Annotated in this window: 22 protein-coding genes, 1 tRNA gene and 1 pseudogene; 11 read left to right on the forward strand and 13 right to left on the reverse strand. The window is 67.3% G+C overall.

The genetic code is table 11. The features are described from left to right. Positions 1–9: 9 nt before the first annotated feature. Entirely contained in the window at positions 10–2,079 is a 2,070-nt protein-coding gene (locus tag FH610_RS16985; protein ID WP_240809042.1) for a copper-translocating P-type ATPase, read from the forward strand. 38 nt (positions 2,080–2,117) lie between these two features. Here FH610_RS16985 and FH610_RS16990 read toward each other — a convergent pair whose 3' ends face one another. The 3 genes from FH610_RS16990 to FH610_RS17000 all read right to left on the reverse strand — a co-directional run bounded on the left by FH610_RS16990 (position 2,118) and on the right by FH610_RS17000 (position 4,212). Continuing rightward, entirely contained in the window at positions 2,118–3,053 is a 936-nt protein-coding gene (locus tag FH610_RS16990) for a M56 family metallopeptidase (protein WP_139575442.1), read from the reverse strand. A gap of 78 nt (positions 3,054–3,131) precedes the next feature. Then, positions 3,132–3,752, reverse strand: a complete 621-nt coding sequence (locus tag FH610_RS16995; RefSeq protein ID WP_139575443.1) for a DUF305 domain-containing protein — start codon at positions 3,750–3,752, stop codon at positions 3,132–3,134. A gap of 76 nt (positions 3,753–3,828) precedes the next feature. Further along, the gene (locus tag FH610_RS17000) at positions 3,829–4,212 is read right to left on the reverse strand and encodes a DUF6153 family protein (RefSeq protein ID WP_139575444.1); all 384 of its coding nucleotides are present in this window, start codon (positions 4,210–4,212) and stop codon (positions 3,829–3,831) included. 478 nt (positions 4,213–4,690) lie between these two features. On the opposite strand from FH610_RS17000, the gene FH610_RS17005 reads away from it, so the two are divergent. Continuing rightward, positions 4,691–5,050 (forward strand): BlaI/MecI/CopY family transcriptional regulator, encoded by a 360-nt coding sequence (locus FH610_RS17005; protein ID WP_139575445.1) that lies wholly within the window; start codon positions 4,691–4,693, stop codon positions 5,048–5,050. Between the two features lie 40 nt (positions 5,051–5,090). Here the strand turns inward: FH610_RS17005 and FH610_RS17010 are convergent, their stop codons facing one another. Further along, positions 5,091–5,540 carry a MerR family transcriptional regulator gene (locus tag FH610_RS17010; RefSeq protein WP_240809019.1) on the reverse strand — a complete coding sequence of 150 codons (450 nt, stop codon included), beginning with the start codon at positions 5,538–5,540 and terminating at the stop codon, positions 5,091–5,093. 10 nt (positions 5,541–5,550) lie between these two features. On the opposite strand from FH610_RS17010, the gene FH610_RS17015 reads away from it, so the two are divergent. Then, entirely contained in the window at positions 5,551–5,751 is a 201-nt protein-coding gene (locus FH610_RS17015) for a methyltransferase domain-containing protein (protein WP_139575446.1), read from the forward strand. Positions 5,752–5,773: 22 nt separating this feature from the next. Here FH610_RS17015 and FH610_RS17020 read toward each other — a convergent pair whose 3' ends face one another. Next, the gene (locus tag FH610_RS17020; RefSeq protein ID WP_139575447.1) at positions 5,774–6,082 is read right to left on the reverse strand and encodes a C40 family peptidase; all 309 of its coding nucleotides are present in this window, start codon (positions 6,080–6,082) and stop codon (positions 5,774–5,776) included. A gap of 431 nt (positions 6,083–6,513) precedes the next feature. Between FH610_RS17020 and FH610_RS17025 the strand changes: the two genes are divergently transcribed. After that, on the forward strand, positions 6,514–8,496 hold the full coding sequence (locus FH610_RS17025) for an APC family permease (RefSeq protein WP_139575448.1): 1,983 nt from the start codon (positions 6,514–6,516) through the stop codon (positions 8,494–8,496). A gap of 279 nt (positions 8,497–8,775) precedes the next feature. Here the strand turns inward: FH610_RS17025 and FH610_RS17030 are convergent, their stop codons facing one another. Further along, complete coding sequence (locus tag FH610_RS17030) at positions 8,776–10,002, reverse strand: GDSL-type esterase/lipase family protein (RefSeq protein WP_161628019.1); 1,227 nt, start codon at positions 10,000–10,002, stop codon at positions 8,776–8,778. A gap of 199 nt (positions 10,003–10,201) precedes the next feature. Here FH610_RS17030 and FH610_RS17040 point away from each other — a divergent pair, with 199 nt between their 5' ends. Together FH610_RS17040 and FH610_RS44470 are read left to right on the forward strand one after the other, a co-directional pair. After that, on the forward strand, positions 10,202–10,741 hold the full coding sequence (locus FH610_RS17040) for a hypothetical protein (protein WP_205825834.1): 540 nt from the start codon (positions 10,202–10,204) through the stop codon (positions 10,739–10,741). A 346-nt stretch (positions 10,742–11,087) separates the two neighbouring features. Continuing rightward, complete coding sequence (locus FH610_RS44470; protein WP_139575450.1) at positions 11,088–12,545, forward strand: arabinofuranosidase catalytic domain-containing protein; 1,458 nt, start codon at positions 11,088–11,090, stop codon at positions 12,543–12,545. 218 nt (positions 12,546–12,763) lie between these two features. Here the strand turns inward: FH610_RS44470 and FH610_RS17050 are convergent, their stop codons facing one another. Then, on the reverse strand, positions 12,764–13,294 hold the full coding sequence (locus tag FH610_RS17050) for a hypothetical protein (protein ID WP_161628020.1): 531 nt from the start codon (positions 13,292–13,294) through the stop codon (positions 12,764–12,766). 41 nt (positions 13,295–13,335) lie between these two features. Between FH610_RS17050 and FH610_RS17055 the strand changes: the two genes are divergently transcribed. Both FH610_RS17055 and FH610_RS17060 read left to right on the forward strand, forming a co-directional pair. Then, positions 13,336–13,857 (forward strand): DNA-methyltransferase, encoded by a 522-nt coding sequence (locus FH610_RS17055; protein WP_161628021.1) that lies wholly within the window; start codon positions 13,336–13,338, stop codon positions 13,855–13,857. Next, positions 13,854–14,060, forward strand: a complete 207-nt coding sequence (locus FH610_RS17060) for a helix-turn-helix domain-containing protein (protein WP_139575453.1) — start codon at positions 13,854–13,856, stop codon at positions 14,058–14,060. Before FH610_RS17055 ends, FH610_RS17060 begins: the two co-directional genes overlap by 4 nt. 226 nt (positions 14,061–14,286) lie before the next feature. On the opposite strand, the gene FH610_RS43685 is transcribed toward FH610_RS17060, so the two are convergent. After that, a complete protein-coding gene (locus FH610_RS43685; RefSeq protein WP_205825835.1) occupies positions 14,287–14,805 on the reverse strand; it encodes an ATP-dependent nuclease in 519 nt (172 codons plus the stop codon). Positions 14,806–15,544: 739 nt separating this feature from the next. Between FH610_RS43685 and FH610_RS17070 the strand changes: the two are divergent. Both FH610_RS17070 and FH610_RS43690 read left to right on the forward strand, forming a co-directional pair. Continuing rightward, positions 15,545–16,150: pseudogene (locus FH610_RS17070) on the forward strand (type 1 periplasmic-binding domain-containing protein); the annotation flags it as partial. A gap of 191 nt (positions 16,151–16,341) precedes the next feature. Beyond that, positions 16,342–18,417: a cellulose binding domain-containing protein gene (locus FH610_RS43690; protein ID WP_139575454.1), complete on the forward strand. Its 2,076-nt coding sequence runs from the start codon at positions 16,342–16,344 to the stop codon at positions 18,415–18,417. A 63-nt stretch (positions 18,418–18,480) separates the two neighbouring features. Here FH610_RS43690 and FH610_RS45650 read toward each other — a convergent pair whose 3' ends face one another. Both FH610_RS45650 and FH610_RS17085 read right to left on the reverse strand, forming a co-directional pair. Continuing rightward, the gene (locus tag FH610_RS45650; RefSeq protein WP_420813713.1) at positions 18,481–19,050 is read right to left on the reverse strand and encodes a transposase; all 570 of its coding nucleotides are present in this window, start codon (positions 19,048–19,050) and stop codon (positions 18,481–18,483) included. Further along, positions 18,960–19,682: a DinB family protein gene (locus FH610_RS17085; protein ID WP_139575455.1), complete on the reverse strand. Its 723-nt coding sequence runs from the start codon at positions 19,680–19,682 to the stop codon at positions 18,960–18,962. The genes FH610_RS45650 and FH610_RS17085 overlap by 91 nt, the downstream gene beginning before the upstream one ends. Positions 19,683–19,742: 60 nt before the next feature. On the opposite strand from FH610_RS17085, the gene FH610_RS17090 reads away from it, so the two are divergent. After that, positions 19,743–20,153 (forward strand): tyrosine-type recombinase/integrase, encoded by a 411-nt coding sequence (locus FH610_RS17090; protein WP_139575456.1) that lies wholly within the window; start codon positions 19,743–19,745, stop codon positions 20,151–20,153. 66 nt (positions 20,154–20,219) lie between these two features. Here FH610_RS17090 and FH610_RS17095 read toward each other — a convergent pair. The 3 genes from FH610_RS17095 to gyrA form a co-directional block, all read right to left on the reverse strand. Beyond that, a tRNA-Ile gene (locus tag FH610_RS17095) sits at positions 20,220–20,293 on the reverse strand. Positions 20,294–20,447: 154 nt separating this feature from the next. Then, positions 20,448–21,146 (reverse strand): DUF3566 domain-containing protein, encoded by a 699-nt coding sequence (locus FH610_RS44480; RefSeq protein WP_240809020.1) that lies wholly within the window; start codon positions 21,144–21,146, stop codon positions 20,448–20,450. A gap of 187 nt (positions 21,147–21,333) precedes the next feature. Further along, positions 21,334–23,835, reverse strand: coding sequence for a DNA gyrase subunit A (gyrA, locus tag FH610_RS17105; protein ID WP_139575457.1), 2,502 nt, complete (start codon positions 23,833–23,835; stop codon positions 21,334–21,336). Positions 23,836–23,838 lie beyond the last annotated feature (3 nt).

Here is a 23,838-nt window from a genome sequence, read left to right on the forward strand (position 1 = left end):
GGCGGATACGTGAAGCACGGCTCCGCAGGTCACGCCGAGGCGGCGATGTCCCCGCACGAGATGATGGGCCACGGCGGGCACGCCGGCATGTCGATGGCGGCGATGGTGGCCGACATGCGCAACCGCTTCCTTGTCGCACTGCTGTTCTCGATCCCGATCCTGATGTGGTCGCCGATCGGCACCGAGGTGTTCGGCCTGCACGTCCCGGTTCCGTTCGGGCTGCGGCAAGACGTGTGGGCGCTGCTGCTCAGCCTCCCCGTGATCTTCTACTCCTGCTGGATCTTCTTCGACGGGGCCGTGCGGGCCCTGCGGGCGCGCACGCTCGACATGATGGTGCTGGTCGCCGTCGCGGTCGGAGCGGGCTGGCTCTATTCGGTGGTCGTGACGCTGACCGGCGGCGGTGAGGTCTTCTACGAGGCGGCCACCGTGCTGGCGGCCTTCGTGCTGCTGGGGCACTGGTTCGAGATGCGGGCCCGAGGCGGGGCCAACGACGCCATCCGTACTCTGCTCGATCTGGCGCCCCCGATGGCGATGGTCGTGCGCGACGGGACGCCGGTCGAAGTACCCACGGCCGAGGTGGTCGCCGGTGACCTGCTGCTGGTCCGTCCTGGAGCCAAGATTCCGGTCGACGGAGCCGTCGAGGAGGGCGAGAGCGAGGTCGACGAGTCCATGGTCACCGGCGAGAGCCTGCCGGTGCACAAGGAACCGGGCTCGGCCGTGGTCGGGGCGACGATCAACCGCAACGGCACCCTGCGCGTGCGGGCGACCAAGGTGGGCGCCGAAACCGCCCTCGCACAGATCGTGAAGCTCGTGCAGCAGGCGCAGAACTCCAAGGCGCCGGGCCAGCGGCTGGCCGACCGGGCCGCGTTCTGGCTGGTCCTCGTCGCGCTGATCGGCGGCGCGCTCACCTTCGCCGTATGGTTCCTGCTGGCCGGACGGCCGTTCGGAGTGGCGATCCTGTTCGCCATCACCGTCGTGGTCATCACCTGCCCGGACGCGCTCGGTCTCGCCACGCCCACGGCGATCATGGTGGGTACGGGTCTCGGTGCGAAGCGCGGCGTGCTGTTCAAGAACGCGATGGCTCTGGAGACCTCTGCACGCGTCCAGGTCGTGGTGCTGGACAAGACCGGCACGCTGACCAAGGGCGAGCCGGAGGTCACCGAAGTGATCGCGGATGGCGTGCCGGGGGATGAGCTGCTGCGGTTGGTGGCCGCGGTGGAGCGGGAGTCGGAGCATCCCTTGGCCCAGGCCGTCGTCCGGTACGCCGACGAGCAAGGTCTGGACGCCGTACGAGCGGAGCGGTTCGAAAACATACCCGGCCACGGTGCCGTCGCCCAGGTGGCAGGACGCCGGGTGATGGTGGGCAACCGGAGACTGCTCGACCGTGAGGGCATCGCGCTGGGCGAACTGACACCGCAGCGCGACCAAGTTGCCTCAGGAGGTCGCACGGCCGTACTCGTGGCGATCGACGGCAGAGCGGCCGGAGTGATCGGGATCGCCGACGCTCCCCGGGAGACCTCCGCGGCGGCGGTGTCCGCGCTGCACGACCTCGGCGTCGAGGTGGTCATGCTCACCGGGGACAACGCCGCCACCGCTGAGCGGATCGCACGCGCTCTGGGCATCGATACCGTGATCGCCGAAGTGCGGCCCGGGGACAAGGCGGCAAAGATCGCCGAACTGCAGGCCGACGGACGTACGGTGGCGATGGTCGGCGACGGCGTCAACGACGCCCCCGCACTCGCCCAGGCCGACCTCGGCATCGCGATCGGCGCGGGCACCGATGTGGCGATCGAGACCGCCGACCTCGTGCTGATGCGGTCCGATCCGCTGGACGTGCCGACCGCCCTGCGGATCGGCCGCGGAACGGTGCGCAAGATGCGGCAGAACCTGGGCTGGGCGATCGGCTACAACACCTTGGCCCTGCCCATCGCTGCGGGTGTGTTCGAACCCGCCCTCGGCCTGGTGCTGCGCCCCGAGATCGCGGCGCTGTCGATGTCAGGCTCCAGCTTCATCGTGGCCATGAACGCCCTCGCGCTCAAGGGACTCAGGCTGCCCGCCGTGCAAGAGCGCAGTCACTGACGCGATTGGGAAGGTCATGGCATGTCCGCCGAAGACGCTCAGCAAGGAAGCGGCAGCATCATCACGCCCAGGGTCACCAGTACGGCGGGGACGCCGACCGCGGCGGCGACGGCGAACCACGACAGGGATCTGACGTGAGGCAGCCGTGGGGGCGTGTCTGGAGAGGTCAACCGGGCGATTCTCAGCCTGGCGATGTGCGTGGTGGCGGGGTTGACGGCCAGGGCACCCACTGAGCACGACGCGACTGAGAGCTTCTGTAGCGCACCGATGAGCGGAGCCCTTCCATGGTGATGCGCCGCGTGGTCGTCGGCGGCCAGTTCCAGCAGGCCGGGCAGGGTGGTGTGCGCGAGCCGTAGCGTGCCGAGCCAGGGAACCGCGGCGCGCAGTGCGTCGGCCAGCATCAGGACCAGGTGGTGCCGCTGCCGCAGGTGCGCGCGCTCGTGGGCCAGCACCGCCTCCATCTCGGCCGGGCCGAGCCGGTCGAGTGCGCCTGTGGTCACGACGATGGGCCGTTCTCGCGCCGGCAGGCAGTAGATCATCGGCATGGGGTGCTCGAGCACGCGGACGTCCGGTGTCCCGGCGAGATCCCCCGCGACCACGTCGAGCATCTGCCGGTGCTCGCGGCGTTCCCGAACGGTCCGGACCACTCTGGGCACGGCCAGGCTAAGGGACGTGATCCCCGCCGCGAGAAGCAGAACTGTCCCGAGTGCCGCCGCCGGGGATATGGCATGGCCGTCCTTCGGCAGGCAGTCGGCAAGCCAGTCGACGAGCCGGTGACCGGGAGTGGAGGGCCAGACGAGTGCGATAGCGGTCAGCCCGGTCAGGGCCAACATGGTGCCGGTGAGGGCGGCGGTCCACAGTGCTACGGCGGTGCCGGGCAACCCTGCCGACCATCGCGCGCGCAGCAGCATGGGGCCCGCGAGGTGCCCGAGCAGGAACACGCATCCGGCCAAGGCGATGATTGCGGCGATCATTCCCAGTTCTCACCTTCTCGCGCCTGGGATTCGAGGAACGGGTGGGCGACGACCACCGTCGCCCACCCGCCGGGAGTCCTACCGCAGGAGCTTCTTCATGGTGGCGATCTCCGCGGACTGGCTGGTGATGATGGAGTCGGCCATCTGCTTGGCCGGTTCGTAGACGCCGGCTCCCTGCTCCTCCTTGGCCATGGTGACGGCGCCCTCATGGTGCTGGATCATCATCGTCAGGAACGCCTTGTCGAATGCGGCGCCCTTGAGGCCTTCGAGCTTCTTCATGTCCTCGCCGGACATCATGCCGGGCATGCCGTGGTCCATATGGTCCATCGGCATGCCGTCCTCGCCGGGGGCCTGAACGCCCCAGCTTCGGAGCCAGCCGGTCATCGTCTGGATCTCGGGATCCTGGGCGGCCTCGATCTGCTTGGCCAGCTCCTTGACCTTGCTGCTGCCGGCGCGATCCTCGGCCAGCTTCGCCATCTCAAGGGCCTGGCGGTGGTGCGGGATCATCATCTGCGCGAACCAGATGTCCCGGTCGTTGTGGTCCGCGGCCGGGCTGGTGGCAGGAGCCGGTGATTCGGCAGGCATCGCGGACATCGACGACGTGGCGGACATGTCGTGGGCCGCGGTGTCCGTGGAGCCGCAGGCACTGACGAGCAGACCGGCTCCGAGCAGGACGGCGGGAATGGCAAGTCGCTTCATGGATGAACACTCTCCGTGTGTAGGTGCAGGCAGGTCGCTGAAGCTCGACGGCGAGGCAGGCCGTCGAGCGCGCCTTCTACACCCGGATCACACAGAGTTGCGCGAGGGTCGGCCCTCTGGGACGGGCGGTGGGCCCGCGGGGGAGGAACGACTGCAGGAACAGCCGGATCGGCGGGGCACCGAAGCGGCCTGCACCCACTATGACGAGGAGAAGTAGTAGGACCGACCCGGCCAGGAGGAGGGCGAGACAGACCTGGCCGCCGCCGTGACCCTGGTGGGGAGAGCTGGGTTCGTCACCGTGCCGGTCGTGGGGCCCCGCCATCGGCATCGCCGAGTGATCGCTTTCAGCGGAGTGCAGGGCCAGGACGCTAGGAGTGGGAAGAGGTCCAGGTGAGGGCTGCAGCCCGTGCATGGCGAGCAGGCCGCACAGGACGGCGGCGAGCAGGAGCAGTCCGCTCAAGGAAGCGAGCCTGCGCGCCACACCGTCCGTAGTCACAGTGGACACATTACCCATGGATCCAGGCCCTTCCCGCATCACCTGGCAATGCCTTCCTAAGCACTCACTACTACCCGCACTAGTGACCGTGATGGCCTCCGGCGATGACCGAGACCGGAGGCAAAAGAAGCGAGCGATGGTGCCGTCTGGAGGACAGGAGATCGGGAGACATCCGATAGCGCGATTGCCACGTACGCCTTGAACCACCACCTCGCTCTGCAGCGGGCTCGGCCATGTGGCGGCAGGTCGACGGTTGTGGGGCAAAACAGGGATACTGTGATCGTCAGCGCCGGAGGAGACACCGCGGATCCCGTCGCGGCATCCCGAGGGCAGTGGTTGATCGACTGTCACTGCCTACGACAGGAGTCCGGAGTTGGTGACCGCTTTGTCGCGTCAGGCCTGATCTACTACCTTACCTAGGAAGGACGAAGGCGGAGGAGACGTGCGCGAGTTCGGCAAGCTCGAGGCAGCGGTGATGGACCGCGTCTGGGCTCTCGGCCGGCCCGTGTCCGTACGCGAGGTGCTCACCGAGCTCCAGAAGAGCCGCGACATCGCCTACACCACGGTGATGACGGTGATGGACACCCTGCACGGCAAGGGCTGGCTACGCCGCCGGTTGGAGGGCCGCGCCTACAGTTACGAGGCTGTGGCCTCGCGCGAGGCGTACACGGCTCGTCTGATGCGCGGAGCGCTGGCGACGAGCAACAACCAGGCGGCGGCGTTCGTCCACTTCCTCGCCGAGCTCACCCCTACGGAGGCGGAGGCGCTTCGGCAGGCGTTGAAGATCGTGCCCCCGAGCTGACCTCCGCCCACCCAACAGGTTCCGGTTCGATTCAGCGCACTCAGACAGGGACATGCGGCCGCGCTTCCCGCCCGATCCTCTCCGTCACCATTTCTTGGAAGTGCGCGCATGAGGTGAAGTCCTCATGGTCGCAGTCCAGCGCACATCGGATGAGCTCCAGCGAGGCCTCCGCCTGGGCGATGCGCCGCCTCAAATCGTTCTCGAGACGCCGCAGAATGACACGCCGTTCCGCCGGTTCCCTGGCTGCGATCATCTCCCGGATGTCGTCGAGCCCGAACCCGGCTTCCTTCGCCCGCAGGATGACCGCGATTCGGTAGAGATCATCGGGACCGTACCGGCGGCGGTCGCCTCCGATCCGCGCCGGCTCCAGCAGGCCGACGGACTCCCAGTGGCGTAGGACGTGCGTGGCCAGGCCGAAGTGTTCCGCCACCTGTCCGATGCTCATCGCCGGAGGGTTCGAGTTTGCCTTCATGTCGACATTAAGTCGCATGGTGGGGCACATGTACAACGACGAGATACCCCCTGTGCCAGCCGAAGATGTCAACCCGCTCATCCGGCTGCTCGACGCGGCCGACGCATCCCCCGGCGCGCTCGACCGGGAGCAGGCCGACATGTGGATCGCCGAGCAGGCTACGCGGGCCAAGGCGGGGCGGCTCTTCCTTGAGATACCGCTGTTCCTCGCCTCGGCAGGCCGACCCTGACGAGAACGGCTACCGGTGACGTTCAAGAGACCAGCCGTGCGCCGCCCATGAAGGGGCGCGTCCTGATGCTGACGATCTTCACCACGTCTCCCGTCTGCGGGGCGTGGACCATCATGCCGTCGCCGACGTACATGCCGTTGTGGTGAAGGTCGGAATAGAAGAAGACGATGTCCCCTACCTGAAGCTGGTCCATGCTGGGAACTCGTGTCCCCAGCTGCCATTGGGCTCCCGTGTAGTGGGGCAGGTTGATCCCGACCTTCGAGTACGCCCACAACATCAGGCCTGAACAGTCGAAGCTGTTCGGGTCGGCGGCTCCCCACACCGGTGCCATCTAGCAGAGCCAGCGGACAGCTGAGCGGCGCGACAAGAAGACTCGAACGACTCCACCCCAAGCCTTCCCCATCCACCTGTCGGGACCGCAGCTAATGCCCCTTCCGTCAACTCCAAAGGGAGGGGGCAGTGCCGATGCGTGTCGCATGCGTAGGCCAAACCACCGGTCAGGTAGTCCTCCAGGACGGCAGCGATCGGCGGGACGAGCGGGGTAAGCGCGGCGTAGTCACACGGGTATCGAGCGAGGAACCGGACGCCGGAGTGCACAGCAATCATGGGGACTGCCCACTGGGACAGCGGGGCAGTCCGAACCAGGGCGGACCCGCGATGTCCGGCCGGGTACCTTCTTGGGGCTGGTGATCGAAGGCTTTACCCTTGGGCGGTTCGAAGACCTGTCGAGGGTCGTGGCCGGAATGCGGTGGGAGTGGGCGGATGAGCGGCGCGGGTGAGTTCGTCGTTCCGGCGGTGGTCGAAACTCCGGTGCGTGCGCCCGAGCCGACCGGGCGGGTGGGGCGGTGGCTGCTGGAGCACCGGGTCCAGCCGGTCGGGCCGGAGACGGCCGAAGGGCACGCCAAGCCTCAGACCTGGTGGAAGGTGATGTGCTTAACGGGGGTGGACTACTTCTCCACGCTGGCCTACCTGCCCGGTATCGCTGCGCTGGCGGCCGGTGCGCTGTCCCCGCTGGCCACGCTGCTCATCGTGGCGCTGACGCTGCTGGGCATGCTACCGATGTATCGGCGCGTGGCCAGGGAAAGCCCGCACGGTCAGGGCTCGGTGGCGATGCTGGAGCGGCTACTGCCGTTCTGGCGAGGCAAGCTGTTCGTGCTGGTCCTGCTGGGGTTCGTGGCCACGTCGTGGATCATCACGATCACGCTGTCGGCGGCCGACGCGTCCGTGCACGTGATGGAGAACCCGTTCTTCCCGAGCTTTCTGCACGGCCACGAGGTCGTGCTGACCGTGGTGCTGCTGGCGGTGCTCGGCGGGGTGTTCCTGCTCGGCTTCAGTGAGGCGGTCGGCGTGGCCATCCCACTGGTGGCGCTGTTCCTGCTGCTGAACGCCGTCGTCGTCGCCGTCGGGATCGCCAGGGTGGTGGCCGAGCCCGAGGCGCTGTCGCGATGGACGGACGAGCTGCTGAGTGGGGGCGGCGGCTTCACCGGGCTCCTCGGCCCGGCCGTGCTGGCCTTTCCGCTGCTGGTGCTCGGCCTGTCCGGGTTCGAGACGGGGGTCAGCATGATGCCGCTGGTGGCCGCGGAGGGCAAGGATGCCGAGCAGCGGCTTACCGCGCGCGTCCACAACACCCGCAAGCTGCTCACCGCGGCAGCGCTCATCATGAGCGTCTACTTGATCGCCACCAGCTTTGTGACCACAGTCCTCATCCCGGCCGAGCAGTTCCGCTCGGGCGGGCAGGCCAACGGCCGCGCGATGGCCTACCTAGCCCACGAATACCTGGGTGAGACCTTCGGCACCGCCTACGACATCAGCACCATCCTCATCTTGTGGTTCGCCGGCGCCTCCGCGATGGCCGGGCTGATCAACATCGTGCCGCGTTACCTGCCCGGCTACGGCATGGCACCCGAATGGGGGCGGGCCGTACGCCCAGTCGTCGTTGTCTACACGCTCATCTGCATCGTGCTCACCATCGCCTTCGACGCCGACGTCGACGCCCAAGCCGGCGCGTACGCGACCGGCATCTTGGCGATGATGGTCTCCGGTGCGGTCGCGGTCACCATCTCCGCCATCGGCAAGCGGCAGCGCCCGGCCGCCTTCGGCTTCACCGTGCTGACCTTGATGCTGCTGTACGCGTTGGTGGAGAACATCCGGGAGAAGCCGGACGGCATCGCCATCTCCGCTCTGTTCATCCTGGCCATCATCGCCATCTCTCTGGTGTCGCGGATCTCACGCACCACCGAGTTGCGCGCCGACCGAATCGAGTTCGATGAGGCCGCCCGCCGCTTCGTCACCGATTCGATCGCCCACGACGGCGCGCTGAACCTCATCGCCAACCGCCGCCAGAGCGGAGATACGGCCGAGTACGCCGCCAAGGAGAGCGAGCAGCGCGGCATGAACCCCGTCCCGGGAGCAGCCGACGTGCTGTTCCTGGAGATCGACGTCATCGACCCGTCGGAGTTCAGCAACGTGCTGCAGGTCCATGGTGTCCAGGTCGACGGCCACCGGGTGCTGCGCGCGGCCAGCCCCGCTGCCCCCAACGCCATCGCCGCGATCCTGCTCGCCCTACGTGACGTCACCGGCGTGCGACCGCACTGCTACTTCGAATGGTCGGAGGGCAACCCACTCACGCATCTGTTCCGTTATCTCCTGCTCGGCCGGGGAGACACACCGCCGGTCGTCCGGGAGATCATCCGCAAAAGCGAACCCCAGCCCGCCCGCCGCCCAGGCATCCATGTCGGCGGGTGAGTGAACGGCTGTAGGGCCGGGTTTCGTCGCGGCGACCGCCGTCCAGCCAGCGGGGGTGAGCCCTATCTTTTGCTCGGGACGAACCAAGCGTCGTCGTTGTCAGCCCTCCACGAACCACCCGTTGAAGAGTCCGCCCACGCATTGGGCCCGATCGAGGCCGGTGACGCGACCGCCCCCGGTAAGGCACACGGCCCCTGGGATGGAGGCGCGTGCAGCGCTGGCCGCCGGGTGAGTTCGATGATGGTGCCGCCGAGGACTATGTGCGGGCTGTGGAATGGATCAGGTCTGACTCCTGGGCGTGCCCGCGTTGCAGGGCTGGGTGCCGGGATTGCGGTAGAGGGCCAGCAGGCAGCGGCCGAGCGCCTGCTGGCCGAACGCGTTGGGGTGCATGGCCTCCTGCTGGTGTCCCTGGCTGATCTTCGCGCCGGCGGTGCCGTACCGTACCCATTCCATCGTGTCGCCCAGTTTGGCGGCGTCGTCCAGCGGGCCGGCTTGGCTTGTGCCCTGCTCGCACAACGCGTGGCCCTCCACGGCGCCCAGCATGCTCAGGAACTCCGCACCGGTCGCAGTGGCGACCCGTCGCAGCATGGCGTCGATCGCGGGTGCCAGGGTGTCGTGCATCAGGTCGAAGTCGGCGTCCCACAGCGGGCAGCCGCCCACGAGCGTACGCTTGGTGGCCTTGCCGCCGCCGCCCTCGCCGTAGCGCACCCGGGCCGAGGAGGGCACCGGAGAGGGATAGGACTGCAGGATCAGCCGGTATCCGGCGGAACGGGCCGACGCCTGGCTCATCACCTGGCGGATCTTCTGAACCGCCAGGGTCACCTGCTGCTCCACCGCCGGTAGCGCAGCGAGAAACCGATCGCCCTCGCCCGTTGAGGCGCAGGAGCGCTTGTCGCCCGCCATGTACATCGCGGCGCAGCGGCGCAGCATTCCGGACAAGTTCAGGTCGTTGCCGCCGATCGACAGCACGACCACCTTGACCTGCCGGGTGGCGGCAACCTGCGCAAGCAGTTCGGCTTGAGAGGCGGTGTTCTCCTTGAACGCCTCGTCGATGACGTGCCGGGTCTCCGCCCCTGAACAGGCCAGGTTGACCGGGGTGAGCCCGGCCTGGCCCAGCCCGGTGATCTCGGCCACGTCGGAGCGGTAACGTCCGGTGCCCTCTCCGTGCACGGCCGTGCCGTCATACACCCGCTGGGGGTCGTAGTAACAGATCAAACGCTTGCGATAAGCGGCCCGGTCGGTTCCGCCGCGGGTGCAGCCCGCAGCGGCGGACACCGTACTGTTGCCCCACCACCGGCCTGCCTCGCCGGAGATGAAGCTGTCCCCCAAGGACACCGCCACCTGCTCGTCTGCCTGGGCCTGGGCGGGTGCGGGAACGGCCAGGGCCGTGGCGCTCAGCGCCAGGATTGCCAGAACCCGACCGGCATGCCCGGCACGGCGCACGTGGCGGGGGCGGCGGGGGACGGCGGGAACGCTGCGGGGATGCTGCGGGACGGTAGCGCTCACTGCTGTTCCTTTCACGGTGCGTAGGAGACGCCTTTTGAGCCGCCCTTCGGGGTGTGGAAGAACGGAAACGTATGCCTGACCTCGGTGTTCGGGGGAATGCGGGCACATTCGTGACCGCACCCTGGAAGGCCACGAGTCCGCGCGCAGCCGCGGCAAGACCATCGGCGGCGCCGCCGTCACTGACGACGCCACGCTCCCCATGGCCTTGCACTTGCGCGCGCAGAACCTCAGCCTGGGCGACTGCTCGGGAGGGCGAGATGAACGACAAGACGGCGGCCTGCTCGACGACGTTGTCTCTCGGCTGGAGAAGAGCATCGTCGGCCGCGACTGCCCCGCCATCGTCGTCCTGGACGGGGATCGCAGGCTCGTGCTCAGCGACTATGACGATCTGCGCGACGATGCGACGGCCGCCGCATTTGAAACACGAGCCGCCGCCAAGGCCCACGAGATCGACGCGACGCGGTGGGTGCTCGCCGTACCGCAGGTGTGGGTGTTGATCCCGCCGAGCACCGTGGCCATGCGCGCTGTGTCGAACCATCCCCTGCACGAAGGCGAGCAGGAAGCCATCACCTGGATGAGCTGTGACAAGGACGACGGCGTCGACTGCGGCCGCGTCCCCTGCGCCCGGCGCCCCAATGGAGAGCCGATCTTCGGTGATCCAGAGGTGTTTACAGTGGGCGTCCGCCCCCACGACACCACGCCAGGCTTCGCCCTGCTTCAGGCCTATGTTGAGGGATAAGTCGAGCGGCTCTGTCTCGGCGGGCCAGGAAGGTGTGGGCGAGAGCTCGCACGTGATCGACCACGACGCCCAGCGTCGGGACGCGAGGGATGAAAGTTTCATGACATCTCACCACAACGGTGCGAACGCATCGCGTTAAGAGCCCAGGCGGGGTGCCGACGGCACCCCGGGCGTCCGAGAGATGTGATCCACATGCTTGACGCCGGAACCTTCGTTGAATTGACTCCGACTACCGTTGACCGTCGAATCGATTCGGCAGCCCTTAAATGTTAGCGCTAACATCAAAACTAGCAAGGCCTGCCGCATTGGTGCCGTCCGGTCATGATTCCTGTTGAGAGAAGAAGGCATGATGCTTTCCGGGTACCTGAGAAGGTCGCTCGCGGCCGGGGCGAGCGCGTTGCTCGCCACCGCCTGCCTGATCGGCGGTGGTACGGCCCAGGCCGCGACGTCGCAGCCGTGTGACATCTACGCCGCGGGCGGTACGCCGTGTGTCGCGGCGCACAGCACCACGCGTGCCCTGTACGCGGCCTACAATGGCCCGCTCTACCAAGTCAGGCGCTCGTCCGACAACACCACCCGCGACATCGGCGTTCTGAGCGCGGGCGGTGTCGTCAACGCCGCCACGCAGGACTCTTTCTGTGCTGGCACGACCTGTGTGATCACGATCATCTACGACCAGTCCGGCCGCAACAACCGCCTCACCCAGGCGCCGCCCGGCTACTGGAAGGGCCCTGCCCCTGGCGGATACGACAACCTCGCCGACGCGACCGCGGCCCCGATCACCATCGGCGGCCAGAAGGCGTACGGTGTCCGCGTGGAGCCCGGCACCGGCTACCGCAACAACAACACCAACGGTGTGGCGACCGGCGACCAGTCCGAGGGCATCTACGCCGTCGTCGACGGCACGCACTACAACCAGTGGTGTTGCTTCGACTACGGCAACGCGCAGACGGACGGCCAGGCCGACTCTCCCGCCATCATGGAGACCGTCTACTTCGGCGCCAACAAGCAGTGGGGCTACGGGGACGGAGCCGGGCCCTGGATCATGGCCGACCTGGAGTGGGGACTCTTCTCCGGGGTGAACGCGGGCTACAACAACCTCGCGCCGATCAACCACCGTTTCGTCACGGCCATGGTCAAGGGCGAGCCGAACCACTGGGCGATCCGGGGCGGGAACGCTCAGTCGGGCGGCCTGACGAACTACTTCGACGGACGGCGCCCCAACGGCTACAACCCGATGAAGAAGGAAGGCGCCATCCTGCTCGGCATCGGCGGCGACAACAGCGTCTCCGGCCGCGGCACCTTCTTCGAGGGCGTGTTGACCTCCGGCTATCCGAGCGCCGCCACCGAGGACGCCGTACAGGCCAACATCGCCGCCGCAGGCTACGCGCCGGCGGGCGGCGGCAACCCGCAGCAGGGCGTCCAAATCGTGGGCGGCCAGTCCGGCCGGTGCGTCGACGTGCCGAACTCCAGCACCACCAACGGCACCCAGGTGCAGATCTGGGACTGCGGGAGCGGCACCAACCAGCGGTTCACCTACACCTCGGGCAAGCAGTTGCAGGTGTACGGCAACAAGTGCCTGGACGCCTACGGGCAGGGCACCGCTAACGGCACTCAGGTGATCATCTGGGACTGCAACGGCCAGGCCAACCAGCAGTGGAACGTCAACTCCAACGGCACTATCACCGGCGTGCAGTCAGGGCTGTGCCTGGACGCCAACGCGGCCGGTACCGCCAACGGCACGAAACTTATCCTGTGGTCCTGCAACGGACAGGCCAACCAGCGGTGGTCCCTGCGCAGCTGATTCTGACCATCTGGTTCGACGCATGAGGGCGATCGGGTGAAACGCCTTGGGCGGAGGTCCGGACACTGGATGGCCACGGCTCCCCGGACCGGGCTTCTGCCCTCAGGCGCGACGCTGTCGTATGCGGCGTCGATGCCAGACCGCCCATAAATCGTCACTGACCTCCCACGGCTTCAGCCGCGCCATGTCTGCCCTCCCGCGATCGCTACAGGGAGAGATCAATGCAGAAAGAGCTCGGCGTCGACCTCGCTGATGACGCCCTTGGCGACGGCGTCCAGGAGGACGAGGTCCGGGTGCCCCCAAGGGACGGCAGGGGGTGAGGATTCCTGGAACGGAAAGCGCCGGGCCGCTCCGGCCTCCGCGTTCTCCCGGGCGCGCTCGCCGGCCCGCTTGGCCGCGGCGCACATCTTGGGGAAGACGCTCGGGGTGGCGAGGTCCACCGTACGGATCGCCTCGATGAACGCGGTCAGGACCTCGGTGTCGATGTCTTCCGGGTCTCCGGCAACGTAGCCGCGGCAGATCCTGCCGCTGATGCCGCGCAGTGCCGGTACGGCAACGCCGACGGTGCTCACCATCCACTGCGGCCCGTCCTGCCGGGCCCGCGTCACCAGCAACCGCCAGACCGCGTCGCGGGCGGCGTTCGAGCAGGAGGGGTGGATCAGCACATCCCGCAGCTCGATCAGTGACATTGGCCGGCGGGGGAGGCCGTGCCCGACGTCCCTGCCGTCGATGGCGAGGCTGCTGGGCACGCAGGCGAGCATTTGGAAGGCGCGCTCGGCGATGTCCAGGGGTGACCGGTCCTGGATTGGCGCCGGAGCCGTGCCAGCTCGTCAAGCAGCGCTTCTACTGGTTCGACCTCGACGCCATCCGCGAGCAGTACACCGGCGACCGCTCCCTGTCCCGCCGGGCACGACGCGGCGGAATCAAGGCCAACGCCATCCAGACGACCTGGCCGCCGACCGGCATGCCGGAGTCAGCCGGTGCATCGCACGGCACCGCCAGCCGCCCGAACGGCCGTGCCACTGACGCGGCCAACCCGGACGGCCGCAACCCCGGCGACGTCTGGACCATCTCGACCAGGCCCTACCGTGGCGCCCACTTCGCCCCGTTCCCGATCGACATCCCGCTCCGCGCCATTGCCGCCGGCTGCCGCCCCGGCGGCACCGTCCTGGACCCCTTGTCCGGAGCGGCAACAACCGCCCTTGCCGCCCGGCAACTCGACCGGCAGTTCATCGGCATCGAACTCAACGCGGACTACTGCAAGCTCGCGGTAGCGCGGATCCGTGAGGCATCGGCAGGAGGCATCGGATGAAGGACATCACCCTCCGGGACCTTCAGGACCTGCCACCCACGCTGGACCTCATGACCGCCGCCCGCATCCTCGGCATCGGCCGCACCAAGGCCTACGAGCTGGCTAAGAAGAACGAGTTCCCCGTTCAGACCATCCGCATAGGTGACCTCTACCGGATCTCTACGCCAGACCTGCTGAAACTTCTTGGCGGTGACATCCGGTGAAAATGCCGAGGCCGGATTCCACTCTGGCCTGGAGTCGCGCTCACCGGGCTCTCCAGCTCGTTCACGGTCGCGTTCATCGAGGCGTCCGCCGCTTGCAACGCCACGTCCGCCGACCTTCCCGCGCCCAGGCCTCGTCAGTGCGCCACGCCCGTCTTGAGTCCCCCTCGGGCGCGGGGCAGAGGCGTTGGCGGCTCCCGTCAGCATCACTCGCCGATCGCGGCGGCGCCTACGAGTTGAGCAGCTCGGCCCGTTGTCTCGGCTCGAGTCCGAGTGAATCAGCTGCACCGCCGTCGCCCCGCGTCGCCGACAGACCCAGGAACGGTGAGATCACTCGCGGGACCGCGCTGCTGGAGGGCACAGACGACGAGATCAAGACCAAAGCGCACAAGCGGCTCATGCTGTGACTCGCTGGTGAGGTGCTGTCAGAGGCGGCCCGGCGCTTGAAGGCCATGATCTCCTGGAGCTTCGCCGAGGCGGCGATCAGGGGAGAGTGCGTGGTCATCACCACCTGCACGCGCCCGGCGAAAGTGCCGGGCGCAGCCGACTCGGCGGACAGTGCTGACGTTACCGCAGCCTCCCGCAGGTACTCCAACAGCAGCGTCTGCAACTGCGGATGCAGGTGCGCCTCCGGCTCCTCCACCAGAAAAACGGTCAGGTCCTGGTCGCGGGCGGCACGCAACTCGGCGAGCACGGTGGCGATGAAGAGCAGGTTGGCGTAACCGAGGCCGAAGTCGGCGATATTCACCGGCCGGGTCGGGTCGTCTTTCGGGTGCTCCGGGTCGGCGACAGCGCCTCTGACTCGGCGTAGGGCCACCTAGCCCCTTCATCACTTACTCCGCCTGGCCGGACCGCGCGGAGGTCCGTTCACAGCGCAAGGATAACCCGTCCGCCCGCGACGGCATTTGTACCTCCTCATCAAGGATCCATCAGCGGCCGGACCGGCCTGGGGATGTGCTGGGACGCGTGGCCGTCGCCGTACGCCGAATCCGCTCTGAAAGATTCAGGAAAGTTTGCCTGGAAAGTTTCTCTGCTTGCGGGCGTTTCAGATCGGCGTCGACGACAAAGGCGGTGGTCATAGGGGCAGCAGACCAGTCGGTGAGAGGGCGAGGCCGCCCGCATAGGCTGACGGTGCCGAGGGCGGGTGGACCGAGACGCGCCTCATCTCTAGTTTATATTTCTAGCTGATTAGGTAGAAAGTTTCTGTTCTGAGATGGTTCGACGGGTCGGGCGAACCGCTCCTCATCAAGGGAGAGTCCATGGTGCGCACGAGGCCCAGTACGCGCCGATCGTCTCCATATACCTGTCCACATACCTGGTCGTCCGATGCCGGTTCAGCAAGGAAGTACTGATCTGCGCCGTCAAGGTCGACATCGAGGGAGAGCGATCGTGAAACCGCCTAGCTTACGAAAAGTCCGCCTGCGGATCGGCGCGGTCCTCGCCACGCTGACCGCGCTTGTGCCGACGGGGATGAGCTCGTCTTCAGCGAGTTAGAGGACATGTGGGGCATGGATTTCATCCTCGGTGTCGAACGGGTGGCCCGTGAGCAACGCGTCGGAGTCATGCTGACGGAGTTCGAGCCGCGGCACGATCCGGTCGGACATCCGATCGGCGACACACTGGCCCGTCGCCCGGCCTGCGTCGTCACGGTCGCCCAACTCTCGCAGGAACAGCGTGACGAGTTGCAGGCCAGGGACATCCCGTTCGTGGTCTTCGACCCCACCACCGAACTGCCGGACGACGTCCCGTATGTCGGCGCCACCAACTGGGCGGGCGGCCGGTCGGCCCCCCGACATCTGATCGAACTGGGACACCATCGCATTGCCGTGATCGCCCGGCCACGACCGGATTCTGTGCTGCCGGGCCAGACTGGACGGCTACCGCACGGCCCTGGAAGTCGCGGGCCTTCAGTGGACACCGACCTCGTCGTACATGCCGAGCTGACCAGACATGACGGACGAGTGGCCGCGCTCCGCCTGCTGCGCGCCCGGAACGACCCACGGCGATCTTTGAAGCCGGTGCCGTGTCGCCCACGTTCGTGGGTGGCGTCGCCGTCGCCGATGTCCTCCTCGCTGCCTTCGTCACCGCGCTGATCGCTACAACGACATGATCGCCCTCGGCCTGATCAGCTACATGACCGGGCGCGGCGTCCGCGCGCCAGGGAAACGCACGTCTTCACACCGCTGATCCGCTGGGATCAGCCCCTTTCGAGAGGAGGTGATCGGCTACCGGTCGTGATGCGAGTCGCTCAGCACTCCATGCCCTCCCACAACAAGGAATCCCCGTGAAGATCAAACCTCTGGCGAAGCTACTTATCAGCACACTGCTTGCCGTTGGCGTTGGCGTCGGGACGACCGCCCTGGTGACGCCGGAGTACGGCGCGATTGCGGCGACCGGCCCGGCCGGCAACGACTCGGCCGGCCTGGCAGCCGGCGGCTGCGTCGCCGATCCCACGCTGCCGGGCGCCACGAAGAGTTCTCTCTACACCGTCACGGCGGACGGCTCCCCGCTGTTCGTCGAGAAGATGACTAAGTTCGCTCCCGAGATGCAGGTGCACTACGCGCACTGCTCGATGGCGGCAGCGGGCACCGCCAGGTTCTCCGTCACCGTCGCCCAAAGCTTCAACTCGTACACCGTCAGCCCCAAGAGCCGGAAGCTGGCGGTCACCAGAAGCGGCAACACCATCACCTTTGACAGCGGCCCGAACTATTTGGTCGTCCAGTTCGACTCCGCAGAGCTGCTGTTCATCCTCATTGACGCACCCGAGTCCGATACGCCGCACCTGGGGGACGCCAACGTCAAGAGCCTGGCTGACTACGGGGTCGACAACACCGGGGGGACACTCGTCACGGCCAAGATCCAAAGTGCCATCAACGCCGCGTCAGGAGCGACCCGCAATATCCTGTACGTGCCGGCGGGCAAGTACCTGGTCGGCGAGCTCTGGCTGAAAAGCAACATGACGTTGTATCTGGCCGCCGGTGCGGTCCTCTACGGCTCGAACAACAAGGCGGACTTCAACACCGGCAGCGGCGGGGTGAACATCGAGGGCATGCAGCACGCCTCCCTGCGGGTGTACCAGGTCAGCAACGCGAAGCTGCTGGGCCGCGGTGTCATCGACGGTAACGGGAAGTCGCTGCGGGCGCAGGGCCTGAATCTGGCGTTGCTGAAGATCGAGCAGAGCTCGAACATCCAGGTCGACGGCCCGATTGTCCGTGACTCCAGCTACTGGAACACGCTCATCTACCGCAGCGACAAGGTCACCATCAAGAACTACAAGCTGATCAACTGTCGGCCCACGACGGGTTACAACAACACCGACGGTGTGGATTTCGACGAGTCGACCAACGGCCTGTTGTCCAACGCCTTCCTCTACACCGGTGACGACAACATGGCGACCAAGAACGAGGACACCACCGCCGGTGCGATCGACACCAAGAACGTCGTCCACGAGCATGTCGTCTGCTACAGCAATTCTGGCTGCGCGAAGATCGGGACCAAGACGGAAGGGCGGTCGATGGACGGGGTCGCGTTCCGTGACATCGACGTGGTGAAGGCGGGACGCTCCATGGTGATCGACGCGGTCGACACGGCCGTTGTTTCGAACACCCGGTGGGAGAACATCAGGGTGGAGAACACCGACAGCCTGATCGACCTGCAGGAGGACCGGCCGCCTTCCTGGCGGACCGTGAAGAACACCGCGACGATCCGCGACGCCTACTTCACCAACGTCTCCTCCGACGTGAAGAAGGTCGTCAACCTGCACGGTCGTTCGTCGACCGTGAACATCAACGGCGTACATTTCACCAACTTCACCGTCCAGGGCAAACCCGTCACCAGTTCGACCGACGCGGACGCGAGCTGGAACATCAACCCCTACGTCTCCAACATCACCTTCTCCACGGCCCCGACCGCCTCGCCCTCGCCCTCGCCCTCGCCGACCCCCTCGCCCTCGCCCTCGCCCACCGCCACGCCCTCGCCCACCGCCACGCCCTCGCCGACCGCCACGCCCTCGCCGAGCCCCACGCCGTCGCCGAGCCAGTCCGGCGCCTGCGAGGTGGGCTACACGATGAACTCCTGGAACGACGGGTTCACCGCCAGCATCCACATCACCAACCGTGGCACATCAACGATCAACGGTTGGACCTTGGCGTTCACACTTCCTGGCGGGCAGACCATCACCAACGGCTGGAACGCCACCTACACCGGCTCCAGCGGTCAGATCTCCGCGCGCAACGTCTCGTACAACGAGACGCTGGCAGCAGGCGGATCCACCGACATCGGCTTCCAGGCCACCCATACCGGCAATACCGGCAAGCCTGACCAGTTCGCCCTGAACGGCGTCAGCTGCGCCATCTCCTAACGGGAACGTCGGGTCACTGGTGGGACCTCGGCCTGCCCTGCGGCAGGCCGAGGTCTCACCGGCTCACCACGCAAGCTCCGGCCTACAGCCCTTGGTTGACGGCAGAATGCCGATAAACGTCCGGGGGAACTCCCCCGGGGGAGTCCGAGCGGCGCCGTCCGGCAGTAGTTCACCCGCGTACTGCTGGTGAGCGCGGCAGATGGTCGAGTCGATGCTGAAGGTCCACTCCACCTGGCCGACCGAGTCGTCCTTGACTTGCATCTCCTCCAGCAGGCGGGCCCAAGTTCCGTCAGAGGCCCAGCGCTTGAACCGCTCGTAACAGGTCTGCCACGGCCCATACCGTTCGGGGATGTCCCACTTCCTCTTCTGCCGAGATCCGTGCGCCAATCCGCCCATGGCATGGGGCGAGCCTTTGACCGTCGCCCAGCCGCGGGGCTGATGAGCCGCTGCCTCGACGCCTGCGAACCGTTCGACCCGTCGCAACACGGGGGCCACGCGCCGTTCGGGCCGGGATCTTGGCGGGAGATCCCTCATCACCACACCTACGGGGCCCCCCGACGTGACAACTTGTCCAGGTCGCGCACGCAGAAACCGTGGTGTTGCCATTCCTCGTTGAGCACAGTGCCGAGGCATTGCCGCACGCGCCGGCCCTTGGCATACGGGGGCCATCTGTCGTCGTCCGGCACCGGGGCGGGCTTTGCGAGCTGCTCGGGTGTGACCTCGGCCAGCCACGCCTCAATCTCCGACGCCTGCCGATCGCGTACGGCTAGCACTTCGTCGAGACGCGGCCGGGCGGACCTGTCCAGCCCCAGCCCCTCCTGATCCGGCACGAACGGAGATGCCAGTCCCATCGCCGTGAACGGCTCGGTCAGCCCGAGTATGCAGCGCCGAAACCACGAGTCGTGCACAAAGACGAGATGACGCAGAGTCTCGACCATCGACCACTCGCCGTCGACGCCGAGATCCTCACTGCCCTCGGCCATCGACCCGGCCCGCTCGGTAGTCGTCGCCCACGCCTTCCGCAGCTGTCGCCAGGCCTCTCGCAGGTCGGCCGGTTCATCGGAACGGATCAGCAGCCGCACCGGGTGCCGGCGGTCGAGCTCCGCCTCGACGTACGACATCACCTCCACGCCGTTGACCACCAGGTTGGTGACCAAACCGTCGATCTCGACGTCCTGCATGACCACACCGACCAGCCGCGCCCTACTCAGGTCGCACTCGCGGAACTCCGCGCCCGTGAGGTCTTCGTCGTTGAAGCGTCGCATGCGGACAGACTAAGCCGCACCGCACGCACACAGACGAATAGGCCATCGCCCGGCGGGCTCGTGGACGGACCGGTTCTGACGGTGGAAGAGGCCGCCCGCCGGCAACCGGTCGTACTCCTCGGCGTCGTGCGGGAGGCGTTGGAGATCCAGCGGGACGGCCAGAAGATCCTCCGCGACGAGGCGGGGAAGGGCTGGACGGACACCGGGCTCGTCTTCACCACCAGATCGGGCAAGCCGATCGAGCCGCGCAACCTCGCCCGGATCGCGGAGACGCACAAGCTCCGGCCGATCCGCGTGCACGACCTCCGGCACACCGCCGCGTCCTTGCTCAAGAAGCTCGGCGTCGCTCCGCGTGACGCGATGGAAATCCTCGGGCACAGCCGGATCTCGGTGACGATGAAGATCTACACGTACGGGGACGGCGAGAGCCGCGAGAATGCCCTCAAGAGGGTGACGGGACTATTCGAGTGAGTCTGTTGCAGTACCCGTTGCAGCAAAATGCCCCGGAGCTTGATCGCTTCGGGGCGTTTATCGAGGTGGGGCTACCAGGACTTGAACCTGGGACCTCTTCCTTATCAGGGAAGCGCTCTAACCGACTGAGCTATAGCCCCGCACCGCGCAACGAACGTTACCGCATCCCGTTTCCGGTGGCGAATCCGTCGTTCCGAACGAGGAAAAGCTTACCGTGTCCGGGCCGTGGTCGTGCCATCGAGGCGCATCCGTACGGCGGGCCGCTCGTGTGGGCGGCCTGCCGTACCGGTAGGGTCACTCGGCTTCGCTGAAGGTGACTTCGACACCGCCCACGAGGTCCGCGGAGATGTTGTAGATCACTGCGCCGAGGGTGGACAGCGCGGTGATGAGCACGACGTTCAGCGCGCCCAGCAGGGCCGCGTACCCGAGGATGCGGACCGGCTCGAACCAGCTCGCGATGTCGATGGTGCCGGCCCCGGCGCCACCGGCACCGCTGGTGAGCTGGTTGACGGTGTCGGTGATCGAGGAGAAGACGCCGAGCGCCGACAGCACGCCGTACAGCACGGCGACGGCCACGAACAGCACGACGAAGCACACCAGCGACACGACGAAGCTGAACTTCATCGCCGACCACGGCTCGATCCTGCGCAGGACCAGGTGGGCCTTGCGCGGCGGGCGCACGCCGAGCTTCTTGTCCTTGTCCTTCTTGGAGGACTCGGCTCGGTCTCCGGCAGGGCCGAAGTTCAGGCCGCGTACGGAGCCGCCGTCCGCCGAGGGACGACCGTTGTCCACAGACGGACGGCCGTTGTCCACAGGGGGTGTGGACGTACCGAGGCCGGCGGGCCGGGGGTACTGCGCGGTCGCTCCGCCGCCGTCGGACCTGCCGTTGTCGGACGCGCCGTCCGTGGCCGTCTGCCGCTTCCATGGCTGGTCGCCGGCCGAGGTCCGGATGCGCATGGTGTCGTCGGCCTTCGCCTTGTCGGCGGCGGTCACGTCATCTCCTTCGGAAGCCACCTTGGCGACGCTACCGCCATCGTGCGCCCGCGCGGTAACGCCGTTCGAAGACGACGCCGGGCGGGCGCCCGTGGGTCTCTGCTTGCCGCCGGGTGTCCGCGGCCCACCGGTGTCGCTCATGCCACGCCCTCACCTGGTGCGCATTCGCGGATGACGATTCGCTCGCTCATGCCTCGCCTCCTGCCCCGTTCTCCTCGGTCTCCAACGACTCGGCGTTGCGAGCGAGGGCCACAACGCTGTCACCCTCGGCCAGGTTCATCAAGCGGACGCCCATGGTCTGGCGGCCCGACTGCTTGATCTCGCCGGCGCTGGTACGGATCACCCCGCCGGCAGAGGTGATCGCGAAGACCTCGTCCTCGGGACGCACCATGACGGCTCCGACCAGCTTGCCACGAGCGCTGACGATCTTGGCCGTCAGTACGCCCTTGCCGCCCCGGCCCTGGACCGGGTACTGGTCGGCGGGTGTCCGCTTCGCATACCCACCCTCGGTCGCGATCAACACGTCATCGCCGTCGCTCATGACGTTCATCGCGAGAAGTTCGTCACCGTCGATGAACCGCATGCCGATCACACCGCTGGTGGCACGGCCCATCGGGCGCAGCGCCTCGTCCGAGGCGGTGAACCTGATCGACTGCGCGTTCTTGGACACGAGCAGCAGGTCATCACCCTCGGAGACGAGACGGGCGGCGATCACCTCGTCATCCTCGCGCAGATTGATCGCGATCAGGCCACCGGATCGCGGCGAATCGTATTCGGAAAGCCGCGTCTTCTTCACCAGACCGCTGCGGGTCGCCAGCACCAGGTAGGGCGCCACGTTGTAGTCCCGCAGGTCGAGGATCTCCATCACGTGCTCGTCGGGCTGCATGGCGAGCAGGTTGGCCAGGTGCTGGCCGCGGGCATCCCGGCCCGAGTCGGGCAGCTCGTACGCCTTGAAGCGGTAGACCCGGCCCTTGTTGGTGAAGGCCAGCAGCCAGTGGTGCGTCGTGGTGACGAAGAAGTGCTCCACGATGTCGTCCTGGCGGAGCTGCGCGCCCCTGACCCCCTTGCCGCCGCGTCGCTGCGCCCGGTAGAGGTCGGTGCTCGTCCGCTTGGCGTAGCCGCCGCGCGTGATCGTGACGACCACGTCCTCCTCGGCGATCAGGTCCTCGATGGACATGTCGCCCTCGTAGGCGATGATCTCGGTCTTGCGTTCGTCGCCATACCTGGCGACGATCTCGCCGAGCTCCTCCGACACGAGCCGGCGCTGCCGAGGCTCGGAGGCCAGGATGTCCTGGTAGTCGGCGATCTGCGCCATCAGGCCGTCGTACTCATCCTGGATCTGCTGCCGCTCCAGCGCGGCCAGCTTGCGCAGCTGCATGTCCAGGATGGCCTGCGCCTGGACCTGGTCGATGTCCAGCAGCGTCATCAGGCCGCCCTGCGCCTCGGCCGCCGACGGCGACCGCCTGATCAGGGCGATGACGTCGTCGAGCCGGTCGAGCGCCTTGAGCAGGCCGCGCAGGATGTGGGCCCGTTCCTCCGCCTTGCGCAGCAGGAACCGGGTCCGCCGGACCACGACCTCGATCTGGTGGGTGATGTAATGCCGGACGAACTGGTCGAGCCGGAGCGTCCGCGGCACCCCGTCCACCAGCGCGATCATGTTCGCGCCGAACGTGGTCTGGAGCTGGGTGTGCTTGTAGAGGTTGTTCAGCACGACCTTCGCGACGGCGTCGCGCTTGAGCACGATCACCAGCCGCTGGCCGGTACGCGAGGAGGTCTCGTCGCGGACGTCGGCGATGCCGGTGACCTTGCCGTCCCTGACCAGCTCGGCGATCGTGAGCGCCAGGTTGTCCGGGTTCACCTGGTAGGGCAGGGCCGTGACCACCAGGCACTGCCGTCCCTTGGGGTCCTCCTCGACCTCGACCACGGCCCGCATGATGATCGAGCCGCGGCCGGTGCGGTAGGCGTCCTCGATGCCGCGGCGGCCGACGATCAGCGCGCCGGTCGGGAAGTCGGGACCCTTGACCCGCGCGAGCACCCCGTCGAGCAGCTCCTCGTCGGACGCCTCGGGGTTGTCGAGCGCCCACATGACGGCGCTGCCGACCTCGCGGAGGTTGTGCGGCGGGATGTTGGTCGCCATGCCGACCGCGATGCCGGCCGACCCGTTGACCAGCAGGTTCGGGAACCGCGACGGGAGGACGACCGGCTCCTGCGACCGCCCGTCGTAGTTGGGCTGGAAGTCGACGGTCTCCTTGTCGATGTCCCGGAGCATCTCCATGGCGATCGGCGCGAGACGGCACTCGGTGTACCGCATCGCCGCGGCCGGGTCGTTGCCCGGCGAGCCGAAGTTGCCCTGCCCGTCGACGAGCGGGTAGCGCAGCGACCACGGCTGCGCGAGCCGTACGACGGTGTCGTAGATCGACGTGTCGCCGTGGGGGTGATAGGAGCCCATGACGTCGCCGACGACCCTGGAGCACTTGAAGTAGCCGCGGTCGGGCCGGTAGCCGCCGTCGAACATCGCGTACAGCACGCGGCGGTGCACGGGCTTGAGGCCGTCGCGGACGTCCGGCAGCGCGCGGGACACGATGACGGACATCGCGTAGTCCATGTAGCTGCGCTGCATCTCGGCCTGGATGTCGACCGGCTCGATCCGATCGGCGGGGGGCCCAGGCGGCGTGTTCACTTCCGTCACGAA

Source organism: Microbispora catharanthi, assembly GCF_006334915.2.
Taxonomy (GTDB): Bacteria; Actinomycetota; Actinomycetes; order Streptosporangiales; family Streptosporangiaceae; genus Microbispora; species Microbispora catharanthi.

What these genes read in the sequence shown, in the direction of transcription:
- FH610_RS17085 (WP_139575455.1), bottom strand. Translation starts at nt 19,682, where the DNA reads ATGCGACGCTTCAACGACGAAGACCTCACGGGCGCGGAGTTCCGCGAG.
- FH610_RS17060 (WP_139575453.1), top strand. Translation starts at nt 13,854, where the DNA reads ATGAAGGACATCACCCTCCGGGACCTTCAGGACCTGCCACCCACGCTG.
- FH610_RS16990 (WP_139575442.1), bottom strand. Translation starts at nt 3,053, where the DNA reads ATGATCGCCGCAATCATCGCCTTGGCCGGATGCGTGTTCCTGCTCGGG.
- FH610_RS45650 (WP_420813713.1), bottom strand. Translation starts at nt 19,050, where the DNA reads ATGCCTCGGCACTGTGCTCAACGAGGAATGGCAACACCACGGTTTCTG.
- FH610_RS17025 (WP_139575448.1), top strand. Translation starts at nt 6,514, where the DNA reads ATGAGCGGCGCGGGTGAGTTCGTCGTTCCGGCGGTGGTCGAAACTCCG.
- FH610_RS17010 (WP_240809019.1), bottom strand. Translation starts at nt 5,540, where the DNA reads ATGCGACTTAATGTCGACATGAAGGCAAACTCGAACCCTCCGGCGATG.
- FH610_RS16995 (WP_139575443.1), bottom strand. Translation starts at nt 3,752, where the DNA reads ATGAAGCGACTTGCCATTCCCGCCGTCCTGCTCGGAGCCGGTCTGCTC.
- FH610_RS44470 (WP_139575450.1), top strand. Translation starts at nt 11,088, where the DNA reads ATGATGCTTTCCGGGTACCTGAGAAGGTCGCTCGCGGCCGGGGCGAGC.
- FH610_RS17020 (WP_139575447.1), bottom strand. Translation starts at nt 6,082, where the DNA reads ATGGCACCGGTGTGGGGAGCCGCCGACCCGAACAGCTTCGACTGTTCA.
- FH610_RS17040 (WP_205825834.1), top strand. Translation starts at nt 10,202, where the DNA reads ATGGCCTTGCACTTGCGCGCGCAGAACCTCAGCCTGGGCGACTGCTCG.
- FH610_RS17015 (WP_139575446.1), top strand. Translation starts at nt 5,551, where the DNA reads ATGTACAACGACGAGATACCCCCTGTGCCAGCCGAAGATGTCAACCCG.